Here is a 16,871-nt window from a genome sequence, read left to right on the forward strand (position 1 = left end):
GGCATGCTCCGCCGGCTACCGGTCATTTTCATGCACCGAAAGTGCGAAAGTCGCCAGAATTATCGGAAAATCCTGGAATGCGAAGTTCTCGGCCGCAAGTCTGAAACCATGCCAGTTGGCAAATGAGGGTGTGACGATTCGGTATCTGTCGACGCGCCCCGCTTCGCCGAGGCGAAGCCAGTGCATAGCCGCTCCATTTGGCGCTTCCACCCAGCCGAGCGCGGCACCCGGGCGCAGGCTGACTTGTGGCCTTCGGTAGGGGCCGGGGGGAATAGCACGTGCGAGATTGGAGACGACCCGCGCGGACTGTTCGGCCTCGCGGAAGAACACTCGCAATCGCGCATAGCCGTCCCCCTCGGACTCCTGAGGAATCCGGAAATCGATCTTTTCGTAACCGCAGTACGGTTGTGCCTTCCTGAGATCACGAGCGAGCCCCGACGCGCGAGCTACCGGTCCCACCAGTCCGAAGTCCACCGCGTCCGATTTGGATACGTCGCCGACATCCTCCAAGCGGTCAAGAAAGCTGCTCGACGTGCTTAGCATACTCTGGAGAGTCGCAAGCCTCTGCGCGACGTCGCTCACACCGTTGGCGGCGCTGGCGCACGCGGCATCAGTTAGTTCCATGGCCAGCCCGCCGAAGGCATTGAGTCCGAAAAGGTAGCGGTGGCCGGTCAAACGGCCTGAGATTCGCAGCAGGTCTTCCTGGAGTATTCCCGCCTGAGCGGCGGCAACCGTAAGACCGGTCGATTCACAGATCCCCTCGATGGCCGCGACGTGATGACGAAGGCGCTCCAGTTCAGCGAGAAATATTCGAAGCGAAGATGCCCGCTCCGGAACCTCGACATCGGACAGGCGCTCAACCGCTTGGCAGAACGCCAGCGAATGAGCGAACGCGGAGGTGGCGCTGATTCGCTCTGCGATCAGCAACACATCTTCCGCCCGGCGGCCCTCCGCGATTTTTTCCAGCCCGCGGTAAGCGTAGAAAAGACGGGGCTGCGCGCGGATGACGTCCTCGCCGACCGTTTCCAGCTGAAAGTATACCGGCGCGGTCGCGACGGAATAGAGCGGCCCCACCGGCATCGCAAAAGCGCCCGCCTCCTCGACAATGCGACGGGGTTTCCAATTCAAGTCCGGCTCGCGGTGTGTCACGGGCCTGGAACCGTCAAACGCTCTGCGCATCGGCGCCACGCCTTCGTGCCAGACGTCATTGTGAAGCACGAAGTCACCCAACCGAGGATGGCCCTCGAAGACGAGGCCGAATGCGTCTTCGGCCTCACGTTCATGCCAATCCGCCGCGTGCACCAGCTTCGCGATACTGGGTATTCTTTCACCGCTTTCCGGCAAGTAAGTGACGACGTGCACCCAGCCTTCTTTCCCCTCCCCATAAAAGAGGTATCGAAGTTCCCAACGCTGCCGTTGCTCGACGACCAGACCGCCGAAACTGTAATGGCGCTCGGAAAACAGCCAGTTGCAGATCTCCGGCAAGTCCGAGGCCTCGCACTGCAGTTGACAATCTGCGTCGGGCGCGCCATTGAGGGTCGGGCGAACCCTGCCGGTCCATCGCACCTCGGCGTGTTCTGCAAGCTCGTGCAAAACGGCCGCCACCGCTTACCTCGTGATACCTTCGGCAGCCATTTGAAGCAGACGGTGAAGCGGAGGCGGCATATAGACGCCCAGGATGATGATAGGCGCGCCGGCTAGAATCAGGGTCAATACGCAACTGCGCGGCAATCTTACCGGGAGTGAATCCGTGGCTGCCGGGGACGCTTCACCGAAGACCATGCGGTTGAGATGGTGAAGGATCCCGAAGAAGGCCACGACCACGAATGCGGCAAGCAGGCCGGTCGTGATGTAGTGCTGACCGGCGATTCCAGAGCGGAAAATTGAAAACTCGCTCAGAAATACCGCCAAAGGGGGCGCGCCGGCGATCGCGATTCCACCAAACAATAGCGCGGCGCCCGCGATGGGTGAAGTTCGTATCAATCCGCGCACGTCCGCGATCTGCCGGGTATCCACCGCGAGCAAGACAGCGCCCGTTGCGAAAAAGCAGAACGATTTGGTCAGCGAGTGATTTAAAATTTGATAGACAGCGCCGTAGTGGGCCGCAGTGCCACCCAGGCCGGCCGCGGTCAGGATGATTCCCATGTGTTCCACTGTGGAGAACGCAAACAGGCGTTTGTAGTCAGTAACCTGCAAAATCAGGAATGCCGCGATTCCTACAGAGATAAGACCGATGACAACCGCCCAAAGCTCGATGTTAATCCGACCGGTGGCGTTGAGGATCGGCAGCAGGCGCAGAATGACGTAGAGAACGAGAGTTGTCTTAATACCAGACAAGAGTGCACAGACGGGCGTGGGTGCCTGACTGTGGGCGTCAGGAAGCCAGGTATGCAACGGCACCAGCCCGACCTTGGCGCCAAAGCCGACCAAAATCAGCAGAAAGGACGACTCGAGTACGTCGGGCGGCACCCTGGGTGCGAGCGTTATCAGCCCGCTCCAGCTAAAAGGTGCTAAACCAAAACGCGTAGCGCGATACAAAACTATGAATCCGAGCAGTGCTATCGCGCCTCCCATGATTGTCAGCACCGAGTACTTCCATGCCGCCTCTACGGCTTCGGCAGTGTTATCGAACGCCACCAGATAAATTCCAAAGATCGTTGTCAACTCGACCGCAGTCCATACGAGCGCCGGCTCGACCAGCATCGGCACGGCAAGCATCGAGGAAACGAAAAGATTGTAGTTGGCGTAATAGCGACGGAGGTGTCCTGCGTCTTCCTCGCGGGCCACATAGCCCCAAGAAAACAATGCGGCAGCTGTTGCGACGATTGCAACGAGCCCCAAGATCAACGCACCGAGACCGTCGAGTTCAACCCATTCGGAAACCGCGCTCACCCTGGCCCCTGCGGCCACCTTCAAGGCCGCTTCACCCGCCAGGACCAAGACGACGATGCACGCCAGCAGAGTGACGATCGGAGCAGTGCGGCGGCCGAGCGGAAGCCACGAAATCAGAGCCGCTACTAACGGCAAAACCAGAATTAGGAACAGGTTCATTTTGCCGAGCTTTCGCGCAAAGCGCGCAGCGCTCCGACTTCGGTTGTGCCAACGCGTTCGTGGGTTATGCGAGTGAGAATTCCGATGACCAGCGCGATGATCAGCATGTCAAACGGGAAGGCCATCTCCGCCACCAGGGGCAGCCTGGGCGCGATAGCGATGCCGGTCAGCAGCGAGCCGTTCTCGATCGCGAAAATCCCGATCAGTTGCGGAACAGCTTCGCGCCGTGCGGCCAGCATGAACACGCCCAGCAGGAGGCCGGCAAGGCCGACGGGAACGTTGATGTTGGCCATGGCGACGGCCGCAAGCGGAAGCGGAGTGGCCAAGAAGTAGGCCGCGAGCGTCAGAATCAGTGCGATTAGCAAGGAACTGGGAATGTTGAATACCTGTTCGATCTCCCGGCGCCGGAAGACCTCTTCAGGCACGTAACGCCTCAGGAGCCATGGAATCAGCAGTGGCTTGATCGCGAGATCGAGCAAGGCGACGGCGATCAGGTCCGGCACCGGAGCCCCGACGGCTACAAGGAAGATCGACCCGACCAGCGCAAGCGACTGCAACCTGAAGAAGCGCACGCATCCCTGCATCTGCCGGGTTGCGAGCAAGCCGAAGCCGCTCAGGAGAAAAGCTCCCGCGGCAAGGCCGTTCAGTGAGGATAAAGCTGGCGCCAGGTTCTGCATCGTCGATTACCTAAAAGCTCAGAAGCCCTGTAATCATTGCGACCACAGAGGTTACAAAAGCCGCTCCTAGGAATTCGCTGATCCGAAACAGCCGCAACTTAGCTAACGACGACTCAATTACGACCAAAATCAGAATGAAGAGCCCGATCTTGAGCAAAACAAGTGGCGCAGCCAAAAAGACGTCAGTCAGGTTCTTACCGCCGGCCAATCCCCACGGGGTTACCAGCACGTTGAGCAAAATGCACATCAGCACTAGCAGCTTCATTTGGCCGCCCCATTTCATCAGCGCCATGCCATTGCCCGAGTACTCAAGACTTTTGGACTCATCAATCATCGCGAGCTCGAAATGGCCTGTCGGGTTGTCAACCGGAATCCGCCCGGCCTCGGCCAGAATCAGCATTACGAAAGCGATCACCAATAGGACGTGCGACGGCGCAAAGAAGTCCGCGAAGGTTACCCAGTGCTGCTGGACGATATAGGGTATGGTCGAGCCTGCGATAAATGAGACGGTGAAGAAGACAATCATGAAGACCGGCTCCGCAAGGAACCCGACCATGCGCGTGCGGCTCGCGCCCATCGGCCCGTAGGGATTAGCCGTGTCAACCGCCGCGAGCGAGGCGAAAAATCCGCCGAGCGCGAGCACGAACCCGCCGCCCAGCATGTCGCCCATGAATGCGAAGAAGAGCGGATAGTTCGTCAGCACCGGGATCAAAGTGGTGACGAAGATCGGCGCTATAAAGACGACATAGGGCGTGACCCGGAAAATCCAGGACGCATTCTGCGAGACCACTTCGTCCTTGTTGAACAGCTTGCGCAGATCGCGATAGGGCTGGAAGATGCTGGGTCCGCGCCGCGACTGCACGATCTCTTTGAGGCGCGAGAGCACGCCCGACACGAGTGGCGCGAGCCCTAGCACGAAAAGCACCTGCAACAGGTTGAACGCAACTGAGCGCGTCATCGATCGCTGCACCTGCTCCTGGGAGGCGCAGTCGCTCTTCCATCGCCGCCCTCAGCGAAGCCGCGAAAGAGACCGATCTACCAGGTAGGGAGACGGAGCAAATTAACCCCTACCGGCTTACGCCTCGGTAGGGGTTATCAGCCCTGCTCAGAAACGGGCGGTTATCGTGGTGAACCCCATCACCAGATATGGCCGGGATTTTAACAGGCCCGCGCGTCGAGTCAATCCGACGGGCAGGCCGCATCAGATCCAGCCGCCGAGCGCAATGCCCGCAATCGCGGCCAGAGCCCCGGATACGACGCTCCCAAGCAGGTACACTACGCTTAGCAGCAACTCACCATCCTGTAGCAGCCGAATCGACTCGTACTCGAATGTGGAAAAAGTCGTGTAGGCGCCGACGAAGCCGACCGCGAACAGCAGCCGGGCTGGGGGCGCCACCCACGGCCGGTCCTGAGCGAAGGCGAGAAAGAAGCCGAGGATAAAGCTTCCAGTCACGTTGATTATGTACGTTCCGTAGGGAAACCCAACCCCAAGGCGGCTGGCGACCCACCCGCCCAGCAGGTAGCGCGCATTTGCGCCGAAGAACCCACCCAAGCCAACCCACAGGAATGCTCCCAACGTTCCATTCCCCCGGGACTCAGGCGCGCGCCAGGAGCGCCCGCATCATTTCGGTCCTGCCGACAATTCCGAGCAATCTGCCCTGGTCGTCGACCACCGGAAGCCGTTTGACCCGCCGTTCTGCGGAGAGCGCCAGCGCGCTCGCAACCGGCATCTTTTCATGCACGGTTATTACCTCGCGCGTCATCAACTCCCTCACCGATTTCGCCCGCAACTTCTGCAGATGCAGACGCGCTTCGCCACTTATTCTGGCGATGGGTATCCTCGCTCTTAGCAGCTCGACGACGCCCGGCCAGCTCTCACGGCTCACGCGCGAAATCAGGTCGGAATCGGCAATGATCCCGACTACGCGGCGCCGGTCATCGACCACCACGACCCGCTTGTGCGCCGATGACACCAGCAACTCGAAGATTTCTTCGACGGTTGCCGATTCGTGCACCGTCGGCACGTCGCGCGTCATCACGTCAGCAACTGTAGCCTGCGCGCCTACCGGATGGGCCTCCGGATGCCACTCGGGCAAGTGGACGGCCGCAATCGTGTTCAGAACGTCGAGTCGGCCCAGGATGCCGACCAGCTTTCCTTCCTGATCGACTACCGGAAGCCGCTTCAGATGCCGTTCGACCATCAGCTTTGCAGCCTGACCCAGAAAAATGTCAGGGCCGATGGTCACCACCTCACGCGTCATCACCTCCGACACCTTGCGATTTGGATTCTCCAGCGATTCATGCAGTTCGCGGACGAACTCCGGATCGGTCGCCCGCTTGAGGCTGAGAGCGACGTTCATCCCTCCGCGAGTGAGCAGGTCGCTGTCACTCACCATCCCGACCACCTTGCCCTGTGCGTCGGTCACTGGCACGGCCGTGAAGTCCTTATCCAGCAGCAGTTCGATGACCTGCGTTATGGGGCTGTCCGGCCGCACGGTGGCGACTTCACGCCGCATCACTTCGGAAACCTTGACGTCGGGCAGCCCTTCCTTGAGCGGGGTGCCGGACTGCATCACTTCCACGTCCTGAACGATAATCAGCGCATGCGGCGCCATCTCCCGCAGCGGCTCGATGATCCGCTCCACCCGTTCGGGGCGATCGACAACCATGATCACCATCGGCAGATCCATCGACAGTCGAAGGATCGCCGCGGTGTGGATCACCGAAGATGCCCCAAAGCCCGCCACTCCCCGGATTGCCGTCGCCCCGCTGCATCCCTCGCGGCGAAGCATTTCGATAATCGCCGTGTACAGCGCCTTGTGATGATACTGGTCCGTCTCGCCGATGAAAATCGTGAGTTGCTTGCCCCTGCCAGTGAACATCATCTCTGACCTCCCGGCTGAGCGGTGTCGAACCGCAATCCGCTTGGTAGAGCCTTAGCTGTATTCTGAAGGCTGACTGTCAAGAGAAACAGGCCCTGTCTTTTCAGGCAGAGCCCTCAAACCGAAGAGCCCCTACCCGTGTTCAACACCAGTAGGGGTCATCAGCTCACGCGGGCGAGCGGTTTCGGTGGAACCCCATCACCGTTTGCGCGTAACATCAAATAATTGAACCCGGCAGTCAAGCCGCGACCGTGGGAGAACCAGGCCGAAACGGCGGAGCGCCGCGAGGGACGTCAGTCATGAGCTCCACTGCAATCGCCAGAGTCGCCGCGCAGGAAATTCTCGATTCAAGGGGAAATCCGACGATCCGAGTGACCGTCCGCCTTGAGGATGGATCCTTGGGCTCCGCCGACGTGCCTTCCGGAGCCTCCACTGGTTCGCGCGAGGCCCACGAACTCCGCGATGGCGATCCTCACCGCTATGGGGGCAAAGGCGTGTTGAAAGCGGTATCGAACGTCAACCAAGTCATCGGCTCGCGGGTGCGCGGACTGGACGCAATTGATCAACCAAAGCTGGACCGAACGCTGATCGATCTGGACGGGACGCGCGACAAGTCGCGCCTTGGTGCGAATGCTATCCTTGGTGTATCGCTCGCTGCCGCCCGTGCCGCGGCCGCTGCCCGTCAGCTCCCTCTGTACCGCCACCTGGCACCGGACGCACGCCTTCTGCCGGTACCCATGATGAACATTCTCAACGGAGGCAGACACGCCGAGTCAGGTGTCGATTTCCAAGAGTACATGGTTGTGCCGGCCGGCGCGCCCTCGTTTGCCGAGGCGCTGCGAATGGGAGCCGAGGTCTTCCATGCGCTGGCCGGTGTGCTGAAGTCCCGCGGTCATTCCACCGGCGTCGGCGATGAGGGTGGATTCGCCCCCAGCCTGAGGAGCAACGAGGAGCCGATCGAACTCATCCTCGAAGCAATCGTGAAAGCCGGCTACCGTCCCGGCGAGCATGCCTGGATCGCGCTGGATCCGGCAACGAGCGAATTCTACCAGGACGGAAAGTATGTCTTCGCACGCTCGGATGGGCAGGCTCGCGATGCTCAAGCGATGGTCCGCCTCTATTCGGACTGGATCGACCGCTACCCGATCATCTCGCTGGAAGACGGGCTTGCCGAGGACGATTGGTCGGGATGGCGCCTTCTCACCAGTGAACTCGGAGAACGGGTGCAAATCGTAGGCGACGATATCTTTGTCACTAATCCAGAAATCATCCGGCGCGCAATCGAGGAGAAAGTCGCGAATTCCGTACTGATCAAGCTGAACCAAATCGGCACTTTGACAGAAACGCTGGAAGCGGTCCGCATCGCCCGCGCCGCCCGATACACTTGCGTCATTTCTCATCGTTCCGGCGAAACCGAAGACACCACGATTGCGGATTTTGCTGTCGCGACCGGCGCTGGCCAAATCAAGACCGGCTCGGCTTGCCGCGGCGAGCGCATCGCAAAGTACAACCGTCTTCTCGCCATCGAGGCGGAACTGGGCGGGAGGGCACAGTTTGCCGGCAAGTCTGCGTTTGCGAGAAATTTGGGAAGTTAGATCGACGAAGGCCTCCAGCTTATAGAAAAGACCGAGGCAGTGGAGTCCGCCACAATCGCTGCCAACACCGGCATGCCAATGACTCCTGAATCGTTCTCGATGGCGGTGGAGTCATGGAAGACCAGGTGATTGTCAGCACCGCGCTGGCCCTCGTCAACGCTGTGAGGCGTGAGACGGGCGCGCCCGCACTGAACTCACTGCCGCGCGGCTCTCTGAGGGATTCAGCGGCTCAGTGCCCAATTGCCAAGGCACTGATTGCTTTGGTGGTTCCAGAGGAAGGTCGAATTGTCTTCTGCTACCCCTGGCACGCGGCGGCCGCGGTTAAGGCTTGGTCCGTTCCATTTGCCGATCCTCTGTTGATGTCGGTGGTCATGCCGGATGTCTTGCGCGATTTCGCCGTTGCCTTCAGGCGGGGCCTTTTTGCGGATCTTCTGGAATAGCCCAACGGGCTTCGCGCTCGATGCGCGCTTTCTGCGGCCTTGCGCACCACCCAATCGTTGTTACAATCAGTTTGGGCGGTGGAGTTCGCCCTAATCGCCGTTTCCGGACAAACGGCCAATGACTCCTACGGCACACGACAAGCCGCGGGAGTCTTTGTTTTTCTGCGGTTTCTCGTGGCGATGCTCAGGCAGAAACCGTGGAAGCGCGAGAACAATCGATTCGTCAGGCCGCATCGGATGACCGGCCGTGCGAACGCTCTGAATCACTGCTGGCGCTGAGCTACGCGGCCAGGGATCTGGGTAACCATCGCATCGCCCGCGACGCGCAGGCGCTCGCTGAGCGTGTCGCGGACAAGCGCTTTTTCCTCGCCTGCCTGGGCCAATTCAAACGGGGCAAATCCAGTCTGTTAAACGCGCTCATCGGCAGCCCGGTCTTGCCGACGGGCGTAGTGCCAGTCACCGCGATAGTGACGGTCCTTCGCTACGGCCCGATCCTCAACGCCAAGGTTCACTTCGAGAACGGGTCGCGCCAGCCAATACCGGTTGGATCCGTCGGTGACTATGTTTCGGAGGAGTGCAACCCCGCAAACTTCAAAGGCGTAGCCGCAGTCGAGGTCTTCGTCCCCAGCCCGTTGCTTGCAACCGGCATGTGCTTTGTCGACACGCCTGGAATCGGCTCTGTTTATGCCGGCAACACGGCTGTGACGAAGGCATTCGTCCCGCACATCGACGCCGCCATGGTCGTCCTTGGTGCAGACCCGCCGATTTCCGGAGACGAAGTCGCCCTCCTCGAAGAGATCGCTTCCCAGGTGGATGAGATGATCTTCGTGCTCAACAAGGCTGATCGGCTGAACGCGAACGAATGCAGCGAAGCAATCGATTTCGCGCGGCGCGCGGTGGCACAAAAAATCGGACGCCCACCATCCGCCATATTTCAGATCAGCGCCGCCGAGTGGCTCGACGGCTCCGGTCCGTCACGCGACGCTCCCGCTCTGTTGGCGGCGCTGGACCGGCTCGCTCGGGAAAGCGCTCCGAAGCTCGTCGAACGCGCCGAGCGGCGCGGCGTCGGCTGCCTGTCGGCCGCTCTGCTCCGCGAAATTGAAAATCAGCGCGGTGTCCTCACTGCTCCGGTCGAAGAGTCGCGGCGCATCGCCGAACGGATGCGGGAAATCGTCGCTGATGCTGAAAGGTCGCTGAGTGACCTCAGCCATCTGTTCAAAGCCGAGCAGGAACGCGTGAGCCGCCGATGCAACGAACGGCGCGAGGCCTTTCTAGCCGCGGCGATACCGGCCGCGCGCAAGGAATTTCATGAAGCAATCGTTAACGCCGCCGAGCGGCGCGGAAATGCTCTTCATATGCGTGCGACTGAAATCGCTCAAGCGATGTCGCGCCGTCTTTTGAATCAGTGGCTTCAAGAGGAGAGACCTGCGGCCGAGGCGGCGTACCGCGAATCGGGTCGTCGCTTCGTGACCCTGGCCAATGATTTTCTCCGGCGGATGGCCGATTCCGGTGATGCTTTGCTCGCCGACCTGCCGCGAGCGGTCAGCGCAGAGTCAGGCTTTCGCGTGAAGGGCCGCCTCTACTTCGGTGACCACTTTGGCTTTCCGCGCCAAACCATCTTCGAGCGCGTCGCCAACGCCTTCAGGTCCCGCAGGCGCCAAGTTGAAGCGATCGAAGTAAAAGTTGCTCGCTACCTCGACACTCTTCTATTACTCAACAGCACCCGGATTCTCAATGACTTCGACGAAATCATTCGCGAAAGCGGACGACGCTTGGAAGCCGAGATCAGAGGCATGCTCAAGGAATTGCGGAGCACGGCGGAAAACGCGCTTGCCCGCGCGGAGGCCACGCGCGCTGCCGGGGCCAGCGCTGTGAAAAGCGAACTCGAGCATCTTGAGCGGCTTCGCGAAAGAATCATCCGCGCTTCCGGGTCCCAATGCGTCGGCAGAAGTGCTGGATGATCAGACCGCCCGACAATTCCCAGTACGCTCGACGCACCAGCTTCCAGATTGCGGACAAACGGAAATGGTTTGTGCGCCTGTTGTCGGAGCTATGGCGCAGACGTTCTTTGCTCGACCACGACAGCGCATTGTCAAGGCTGGATTGGACGATCGAGATGCTCCATAGCGTGCGCGAAAACAGACCATCGGACCTTGAACATTGGTGGAGCAGCCTCAAAGACGAGGTTCTTGGCAGGTCACGTCTGAGAGATGGGAGTAGTGCGCAAACCAGACGGTCGAGCTCCACGAAACTCTGATCGCCAACTCTCCCCGCGACTCGACAATTACCATGATCCAATTCGAGCCTGAGATGCGCGACCCTCGTGCGAACAGAGATCGCCCCAGGCTCCGAAACTCGATAAGCGGATAGACCCGCTCGACGTACGTATGGCATCACCTCGCAAGGCAAAGTTTACCCCTGCGCGATCGCGCAGAGGATTGGAATCGACAGGCAAAGCGCATTGAACGCTTTGGGCGCGGTACAGCCGCCTCTCGAAGGACTTGCCGCGCACGCTCGGCGTGCGACCGTGGCTTCTCAGTAGAATTTCTGGTACGGGTTTGTGAGCGGAAAGGATGGAACGAGCGTGAATCACGCAAGAGTTGAAGACCGCATCATAGCGCCCGACGCGGACAGCACAGTGTGGTCGGGTCTTACCCGATGGGAGATCGCCGGAGCGTTGGGCGACATAGGCGTGCTGTTTCCGATCGCGATCGCGCTGATCACGCTTTGTCACATGAACCCGACCGCGATCTTTCTTACGGCTGGATTGGGATACGTTCTGGCCGGATCGTATTTCCGGATTCCGATAGCTGTACAACCCTTCAAGGCGGTGGCCGCGATAGCGCTTGCGCTTCAATTGTCGCCGTCCTTCGTCGCGACCGCTGGCCTGCTCATGGGCGCGCTGCTTTTGCTGATCGGGCTCGTTGACGTGGTTACGCCGTTGGCCCGCTTCTTCAGCCTGCCCATCGTCCGCGGCATTCAGCTCGGATTGGGCTTGATTCTGGTTCGGGAGGGCTTGCGCCTGGCTCTCGGTCCGGGGTCGGCACTCTCGATGGGAAGTGGCACGATCATTCCCGGATGGCTGCTGGCGCTTGGAGCAGTCGCCATCTTGCTCGCGTGTTTGCTTTCGGATCGGGTTCCCGCTGCCCTGGCGCTGCTTGGTGCCGGGATCTTTGTCGGCGTGCTGTCGCAGAGCGGACAACTGGCGAACCTCGCCTGGAGCCCGGTTCCGCTCCGCTGGCTGCGTCCGCAGGTTGGCGAACTGTGGAGCGTTCTTGTCATCCTGGTACTGCCGCAGTTCGCGCTGACGTTCGGCAACTCGATTGTCGCAACCGAGAACACGGCGCAGACGCTCTATGGTCCGCGGGCGCAGCGGGTGACGGCGCGCGCGCTAAGCATCAGCATCGGCCTTATGAACCTGCTGGCCGGCGCGATCGTCGGCGCCCCGTGTTGCCATGGTTCGGGTGGAATCACCGCTCACTACAAATTTGGCGCGCGGACCCAGCGGGCCAGTTACGTCATCGGCGGAGTATGTCTGCTGTTGGCGCTCTTCGGCAGGAGTTCAGTGGCCGTCCTGGCGCTAATCCCGACCGCGGTCCTCGGGATTTTCCTGGTTTATGTCGGGGTTCAACACGCCGCGCTGCTACGGGACATTGTCTCGAAGCCCGCTCACCTGTTCGTTGCCGGATGCGTTGGAGTGGTCGGCGCTGTGACTACAAATCTCACTTACGGCTTCCTTGCCGGATTCGCCGTTCAGGGCGCTCTCAGCGTAGTCGCCAGAGTAAACAGAAAGTCGTTGCTTGCATCGCTGCCTGGATCCGAATAGCGGCTTGCATTCGGTGTCTCCAAGGCCCCCAATCGACAAGGACTCGCTCGCATAAGCACATCCGTATCCGCAACCGGGGCGGAATCAGTTTCTCCGTTTCGAGCCGCGCGAACTCGGTCGGCGTCAGCGCGCCGAGGCTCGAATGGGGGCGGCGATAGTTGTAATCGTCGCGCCAGGTTTCGCTATGGGAATTGAGGAGGAGAGATGGTGGGCCGTCGGAGACTCGAACTCCGGACCCGCTGATTAAGAGTCAGCTGCTCTACCAACTGAGCTAACGGCCCATCCCGGCGGGAGCGCTCTTTCTAGCAGGATGTGGTGGGGTGAGTGAAGGGACTTGAACCCTCGACCACCGGGGCCACAACCCGGTGCTCTGCCAACTGAGCTACACTCACCACCGTCGTTTCTGTCGTCGGCGCCGCCTCGGCCCCGCTCCCAATCCGCGTGGCGCGCCAGAAGGGATTCGAACCCCTGACCCGCGGCTTAGAAGGCCGCTGCTCTTTCCACCTGAGCTACTGGCGCGAGTCGGGGCGAGCCGATTTGAACGGCCGACCCCCTGCTCCCAAGGCAGGTGCGCTACCAGGCTGCGCCACGCCCCGAGCCCTATCGATTAACACACGCACGCAGCGCTCTCAACCTTACGCGTCGTGGGCGAGGTTCGCAGGCGTGCAGACAGCGATCGAAATGAACGGCGAGTGAGTCTGGGTTGCGAAGCCTCGATCAGGCGCGCTCAAAGACAAAGGCTTGAGGAAAAGTCACAGCAGCGGCTCTCGACGGTCGGGACGGGTGAAAAAAGTCGCCGTCGTCGGCGAACAGTCGTTTTTTGCGAATAGGCTTTAAAATCCGATAGTTAGTGCCCATTTTCAGGAAACTGACATGGTGCTCGTCGCATTTCACGAAAAAAAATTCGAAAAAAAGCCTTCAGCTGCGTTATATCGCTGCCGGCACGGCAATTGCTTGAGAGGCAATCGGCGCTGCAGTCTCCCCCGAGAACACCAGCGCTTGTCCCCAAGCAAGGCCGGGCTACCTCCGTAGGTCCCCCAACGTGCGGTCATAACGGTAGCCCGGCCCTTTCCTATCCGGACTCAGAAGCGCAGCACTGCGCTCTCGCTCCACTCCAGCGCCTCCTCGCGCAGGTCGAGATGGACTTTTTTCCATCGGACCTCGACCTTGTCGGCGCTGCCCTCGACCAGCAGCTCGAACATCCCTTGGTCGAGCTCAGCCTGCGGGCGCGCGAGGAGTTGCAAGAACGCCTTGGCCGCCTCGTGCGTCTCGAGCATCCGCGGCTGCCATCGCCCGAACACCTTCGGATTGTGGGCGTATTCGTCGGTCATGCCGGTGCGCACGAAGGGGAGCAGAATGCACGCGGCGCTGACGAATTTCGCGCTCTGCCCCAGGTTGACCGCCAGCACCCGGGGCAGCTCCAGCACCGCCCAATTGCTGATCACATAGCCCGGCACCGAGGCGCCCGGATCGATCGCCTGGCGCGAGGAGACATAGAGAAGCTGCAGCGGCTCCTTGTGATAGACCGCCTCGCCGGCCCACAGGTGGGTCGCGGCCAGGAAGCCGTCAATCTTGGTGTCGAGCACCAGGCGCGACTCCTGGAGATTGTCGATGAAGTGCTGCCGCACCCGCGCGCGGCGCATCGCGAGCGGCTCGTCGGGAATCTCGCGCAGGGCGCGGCCGAAGGAATATCCCTTCTCGGTCAGCCCCGAATTGCAGATGAGCAGGTTGGGCGTCCGTCCTCCCATCTGCTCGATCACGTAGCTGCGTGTGGCCCACAGATCGCCCAAATTGGTGACGTCGGCCTGCACAGGAAACGCATTGACCCCCATCGCGCGCAGCGCATGCACGAGGTCGAAACCGTCCCCATAGCTCGTATGGAAGTGGACGCCGACCGACGCAGCGCCGTTGAGCCCCGAGGCGAGGGCGAAGGCCTGGCCCAGTCCGCCGTCCTTGCCTGCGCCGGTGATCAGCACTCGCTTGCCGCGGACGCCGCTTTGCAAATCCGGGTCGACGCGGAAGCGCTCGGGCGCGACTGTGAAAGCCATGGCGATGCCTCCGAGAGGTTTGCGGGACTGCCCGCCGGTCGGGCGGTACCCGGTCACGCCATCATAGCGCGACGGCGGGTCAAAGACTCGTCCGATTCAACGGCTTAGCCCACCGGCGGGCGGTATCGGGAGGTGCTCGGAAAAATCAAGATGGGGCGGCGCGGTGAGACGGGGTACAACCCGCGCCAGCCCCGGACTTGCACGGTGGGGAATCAGTATGCAGCAGCGGCCGCCGCCATCGTCGAGTGCAGCGCTTCGGCGCCTTGCGCGGCAAGGCGTATGCCGCGTGCGCGGCGCCGCGAGCGCCGACGGATCGGCACGCATATCGGACCCGACACGCGCACGGGCGAGCGGCGCGCCAGGCGCGGCGGATTCATCCCGTTCATCTGCTGGATCCGCCATTGGCGCAGCCCTCTACGCATAAAATTGGGGTCGATGCCCAAGGTATGGCAGATGGTCTCGAAGGAGAACGGACCGTCGGCCCTGCGGTCTGACAGCCAAGCTTCGGTCTCGACGAAAATCTGGCGGCGGACGCCGCGACTGGCGCTGGCGTAAGCCTGAAAACAGTGCAGGCCGTCCTCGAGCACCGCCAGCATCAGGCGCTTGATCGGACGGATCGCTGCATCGCTGCGGGCCCCTTCGTAGTATTGACCCGGCGTCATCGCGTCGGGAATAAGCAGTCGTAAAAGTGCGCCGTCCTCAAATCCATCCATCGTCTTCGCTGCTCCCGCTACCTGTATTTGGTTGGCCAACCCGAGCAGCAATTGGTGTGCCGCCTGTTAGGACGGAGATAGTGCGTTCGTTCGGGCACGGTCTCGCGCAGAAAGCTCGCGACAAACCTTCGATGATCCGTCTCGCGCTGGGGCATCGATGTCCCGCTGAGGCGTTTGCATGGGCAAAAGTGGGCCTGCCAAAGAGTTGGCACTACGACCCATAGCACCAATTTTCTGACTAGCCGTTTTGCGCACTCTTGCCCGCGAATGCGCGAGGGATGATTCGATTAGGCCCCGGGGGAGCCGATGGAACCAGCGCGTTTGGAGACACGTTGGCTTCGGCTGAAAGGGGGGCGAACCGTCAATCGTCGGCGTCGGCTAACGGGCACTCAGATAACGCCCGCTTCGCGCAGGCGCGCGATCTCCGCCGGCGCGAGCCCCACGACCTCGTGCAACACCTCGTCGGTGTCGGCCCCGAGCGTCGGCGGCGCCGAGCGGTAGGTCAGCGGCGTTGCGGAATACTTGATGGGATTGGCGACCGACGGCACCACGCCGAGCGTCGGATGCGCCAGCTCCAGGCGCATCCCGCGCGCCCGCACTTGCGGGTCGGCGAAGACGTCAGCGACCGTATTGATGGGGCCGCATGGGACGCCCGCGCGCTCGAGCGCGTCGAGCCACTCGCCCTTCGAGCGCGTGCGGAACGCCTCGCCAAGCAGGCGGCCCAGTTCCTCGCGATTCCTGACGCGCATCTCGTTGGAGCCAAAGCGCGGGTCGCTTGCCAGCTCCGGCCGGCCGGCCGCCTCGCACAGCCGCGCGTACTGACCCTCGTTGCCGACCGCGACGATCAAATGGCCGTCACTCGCGGCGAAGACTTGGTAGGGCACGATGTTCGGATGCGCGTTGCCCAACCGTCGCGGAGCAACGCCGGTGGTGAGGTAATTCATCGCCTGATTGGCGAGCATCGCGACCTGCGAGTCGAGCAGCGCCATGTCGATGTGTTGTCCCTCGCCGGTGCGGTCGCGATGGGCCAGCGCGCCCAGGATTGCGATCGTCGCATAAAGCCCGGTGAAAAGGTCGGCCACCGCGACGCCGACTTTCATCGGCCCGCCGCCCGCGCGCTCGTCGGGCTCGCCCGTGATGCTCATCAGGCCGCCGAGCCCCTGGATCATGAAATCGTACCCGGGCCGGTCGCGGTAGGGGCCGGTCTGGCCGAAGCCGGTTATCGAGCAATAGACCAGCGCCGCCTTGAGCGCATGCAGCGTCGGGTAGTCGAGTCCGTAGCGGGCGAGACCGCCGACCTTGAAATTCTCGATCACCACATCGCTCCATCCGGCGAGCGCCCGCACCAGGCGCTGGCCCTCGGGATGGGCGAGGTCGACCGTGACCGAGCGCTTGCCACGATTAGTCGAGAGAAAGTAAGCGGTTTCGGTGCTTTGGCTGCCGTCGCGCGTCCGCGCGTAGGGCGGCGCCCAGCTCCGGGTATCGTCGCCGGTTTTCGGTTTCTCGACCTTGATCACTTCGGCGCCGAGGTCGGCCAGGGTCTGCGCCGCCCACGGCCCGGCGAGCACGCGCGAGAGTTCAAGGACGCGGATGTGCCCCAGCGGACCAGCCATCGATTACTCCATCTGCCTGCGGAACT

The 16,871-nt window shown here is 61.6% G+C and carries 13 protein-coding genes, 4 tRNA genes and 3 riboswitches; of the genes, 4 read left to right on the forward strand and 13 right to left on the reverse strand.

Going from position 1 to position 16,871, the window contains the following annotated elements; all coding sequences use genetic code 11:
- Nucleotides 1-15: 15 nt before the first annotated feature.
- From VFB33_01505 to VFB33_01530, 6 genes are all read right to left on the reverse strand, one after another.
- Nucleotides 16-1,605 carry an NADH-quinone oxidoreductase subunit C gene (locus VFB33_01505; GenBank protein HZO80345.1) on the reverse strand — a complete coding sequence of 530 codons (1,590 nt, stop codon included), beginning with the start codon at nt 1,603-1,605 and terminating at the stop codon, nt 16-18.
- Between the two features lie 3 nt (nt 1,606-1,608).
- Nucleotides 1,609-3,051, reverse strand: coding sequence for a proton-conducting transporter membrane subunit (locus VFB33_01510; protein ID HZO80346.1), 1,443 nt, complete (start codon nt 3,049-3,051; stop codon nt 1,609-1,611).
- Nucleotides 3,048-3,728, reverse strand: a complete 681-nt coding sequence (locus VFB33_01515; GenBank protein ID HZO80347.1) for a hypothetical protein — start codon at nt 3,726-3,728, stop codon at nt 3,048-3,050. The genes VFB33_01510 and VFB33_01515 overlap by 4 nt, the downstream gene beginning before the upstream one ends.
- Before the next feature lie 10 nt (nt 3,729-3,738).
- A complete protein-coding gene (locus tag VFB33_01520; GenBank protein ID HZO80348.1) occupies nt 3,739-4,686 on the reverse strand; it encodes an NADH-quinone oxidoreductase subunit H in 948 nt (315 codons plus the stop codon).
- Between the two features lie 121 nt (nt 4,687-4,807).
- Nucleotides 4,808-4,879, reverse strand: a riboswitch (Fluoride riboswitch).
- 50 nt (nt 4,880-4,929) lie between these two features.
- On the reverse strand, nt 4,930-5,304 hold the full coding sequence (gene crcB, locus VFB33_01525) for a fluoride efflux transporter CrcB (GenBank protein HZO80349.1): 375 nt from the start codon (nt 5,302-5,304) through the stop codon (nt 4,930-4,932).
- Nucleotides 5,305-5,323: 19 nt separating this feature from the next.
- Nucleotides 5,324-6,610, reverse strand: a complete 1,287-nt coding sequence (locus VFB33_01530; GenBank protein ID HZO80350.1) for a DUF190 domain-containing protein — start codon at nt 6,608-6,610, stop codon at nt 5,324-5,326.
- A 145-nt stretch (nt 6,611-6,755) separates the two neighbouring features.
- Nucleotides 6,756-6,822: riboswitch (Fluoride riboswitch) on the reverse strand.
- Nucleotides 6,823-6,909: 87 nt separating this feature from the next.
- On the opposite strand from VFB33_01530, the gene eno reads away from it, so the two are divergent.
- The 4 genes from eno (at nt 6,910) to VFB33_01550 (ending at nt 12,471) form a co-directional block, all read left to right on the forward strand.
- Nucleotides 6,910-8,205 carry a phosphopyruvate hydratase gene (gene eno, locus VFB33_01535; protein HZO80351.1) on the forward strand — a complete coding sequence of 432 codons (1,296 nt, stop codon included), beginning with the start codon at nt 6,910-6,912 and terminating at the stop codon, nt 8,203-8,205.
- A gap of 113 nt (nt 8,206-8,318) precedes the next feature.
- Nucleotides 8,319-8,645 (forward strand): hypothetical protein, encoded by a 327-nt coding sequence (locus VFB33_01540; GenBank protein HZO80352.1) that lies wholly within the window; start codon nt 8,319-8,321, stop codon nt 8,643-8,645.
- A 65-nt stretch (nt 8,646-8,710) separates the two neighbouring features.
- Nucleotides 8,711-8,780, forward strand: a riboswitch (Fluoride riboswitch).
- 62 nt (nt 8,781-8,842) lie between these two features.
- Nucleotides 8,843-10,606: a dynamin family protein gene (locus VFB33_01545; GenBank protein HZO80353.1), complete on the forward strand. Its 1,764-nt coding sequence runs from the start codon at nt 8,843-8,845 to the stop codon at nt 10,604-10,606.
- Between the two features lie 677 nt (nt 10,607-11,283).
- Entirely contained in the window at nt 11,284-12,471 is a 1,188-nt protein-coding gene (locus VFB33_01550) for a putative sulfate/molybdate transporter (GenBank protein HZO80354.1), read from the forward strand.
- A 205-nt stretch (nt 12,472-12,676) separates the two neighbouring features.
- Here VFB33_01550 and VFB33_01555 read toward each other — a convergent pair.
- The 7 genes from VFB33_01555 to VFB33_01585 all read right to left on the reverse strand — a co-directional run bounded on the left by VFB33_01555 (nt 12,677) and on the right by VFB33_01585 (nt 16,845).
- Nucleotides 12,677-12,752: transfer RNA gene (locus VFB33_01555), tRNA-Lys, on the reverse strand.
- A 35-nt stretch (nt 12,753-12,787) separates the two neighbouring features.
- Nucleotides 12,788-12,863, reverse strand: a tRNA-His gene (locus VFB33_01560).
- A gap of 50 nt (nt 12,864-12,913) precedes the next feature.
- Nucleotides 12,914-12,990 (reverse strand) — tRNA-Arg (locus VFB33_01565).
- A gap of 3 nt (nt 12,991-12,993) precedes the next feature.
- A tRNA-Pro gene (locus VFB33_01570) sits at nt 12,994-13,067 on the reverse strand.
- A gap of 486 nt (nt 13,068-13,553) precedes the next feature.
- On the reverse strand, nt 13,554-14,519 hold the full coding sequence (locus VFB33_01575; protein ID HZO80355.1) for an SDR family NAD(P)-dependent oxidoreductase: 966 nt from the start codon (nt 14,517-14,519) through the stop codon (nt 13,554-13,556).
- Between the two features lie 212 nt (nt 14,520-14,731).
- Nucleotides 14,732-15,232: a hypothetical protein gene (locus VFB33_01580; protein HZO80356.1), complete on the reverse strand. Its 501-nt coding sequence runs from the start codon at nt 15,230-15,232 to the stop codon at nt 14,732-14,734.
- A gap of 389 nt (nt 15,233-15,621) precedes the next feature.
- Nucleotides 15,622-16,845, reverse strand: coding sequence for a CaiB/BaiF CoA-transferase family protein (locus VFB33_01585; protein ID HZO80357.1), 1,224 nt, complete (start codon nt 16,843-16,845; stop codon nt 15,622-15,624).
- Nucleotides 16,846-16,871: the final 26 nt, after the last annotated feature.

It is taken from the genome of Candidatus Binataceae bacterium (genome assembly GCA_035650475.1).
Lineage (GTDB): Bacteria > Desulfobacterota > Binatia > Binatales > Binataceae > JAKAVN01.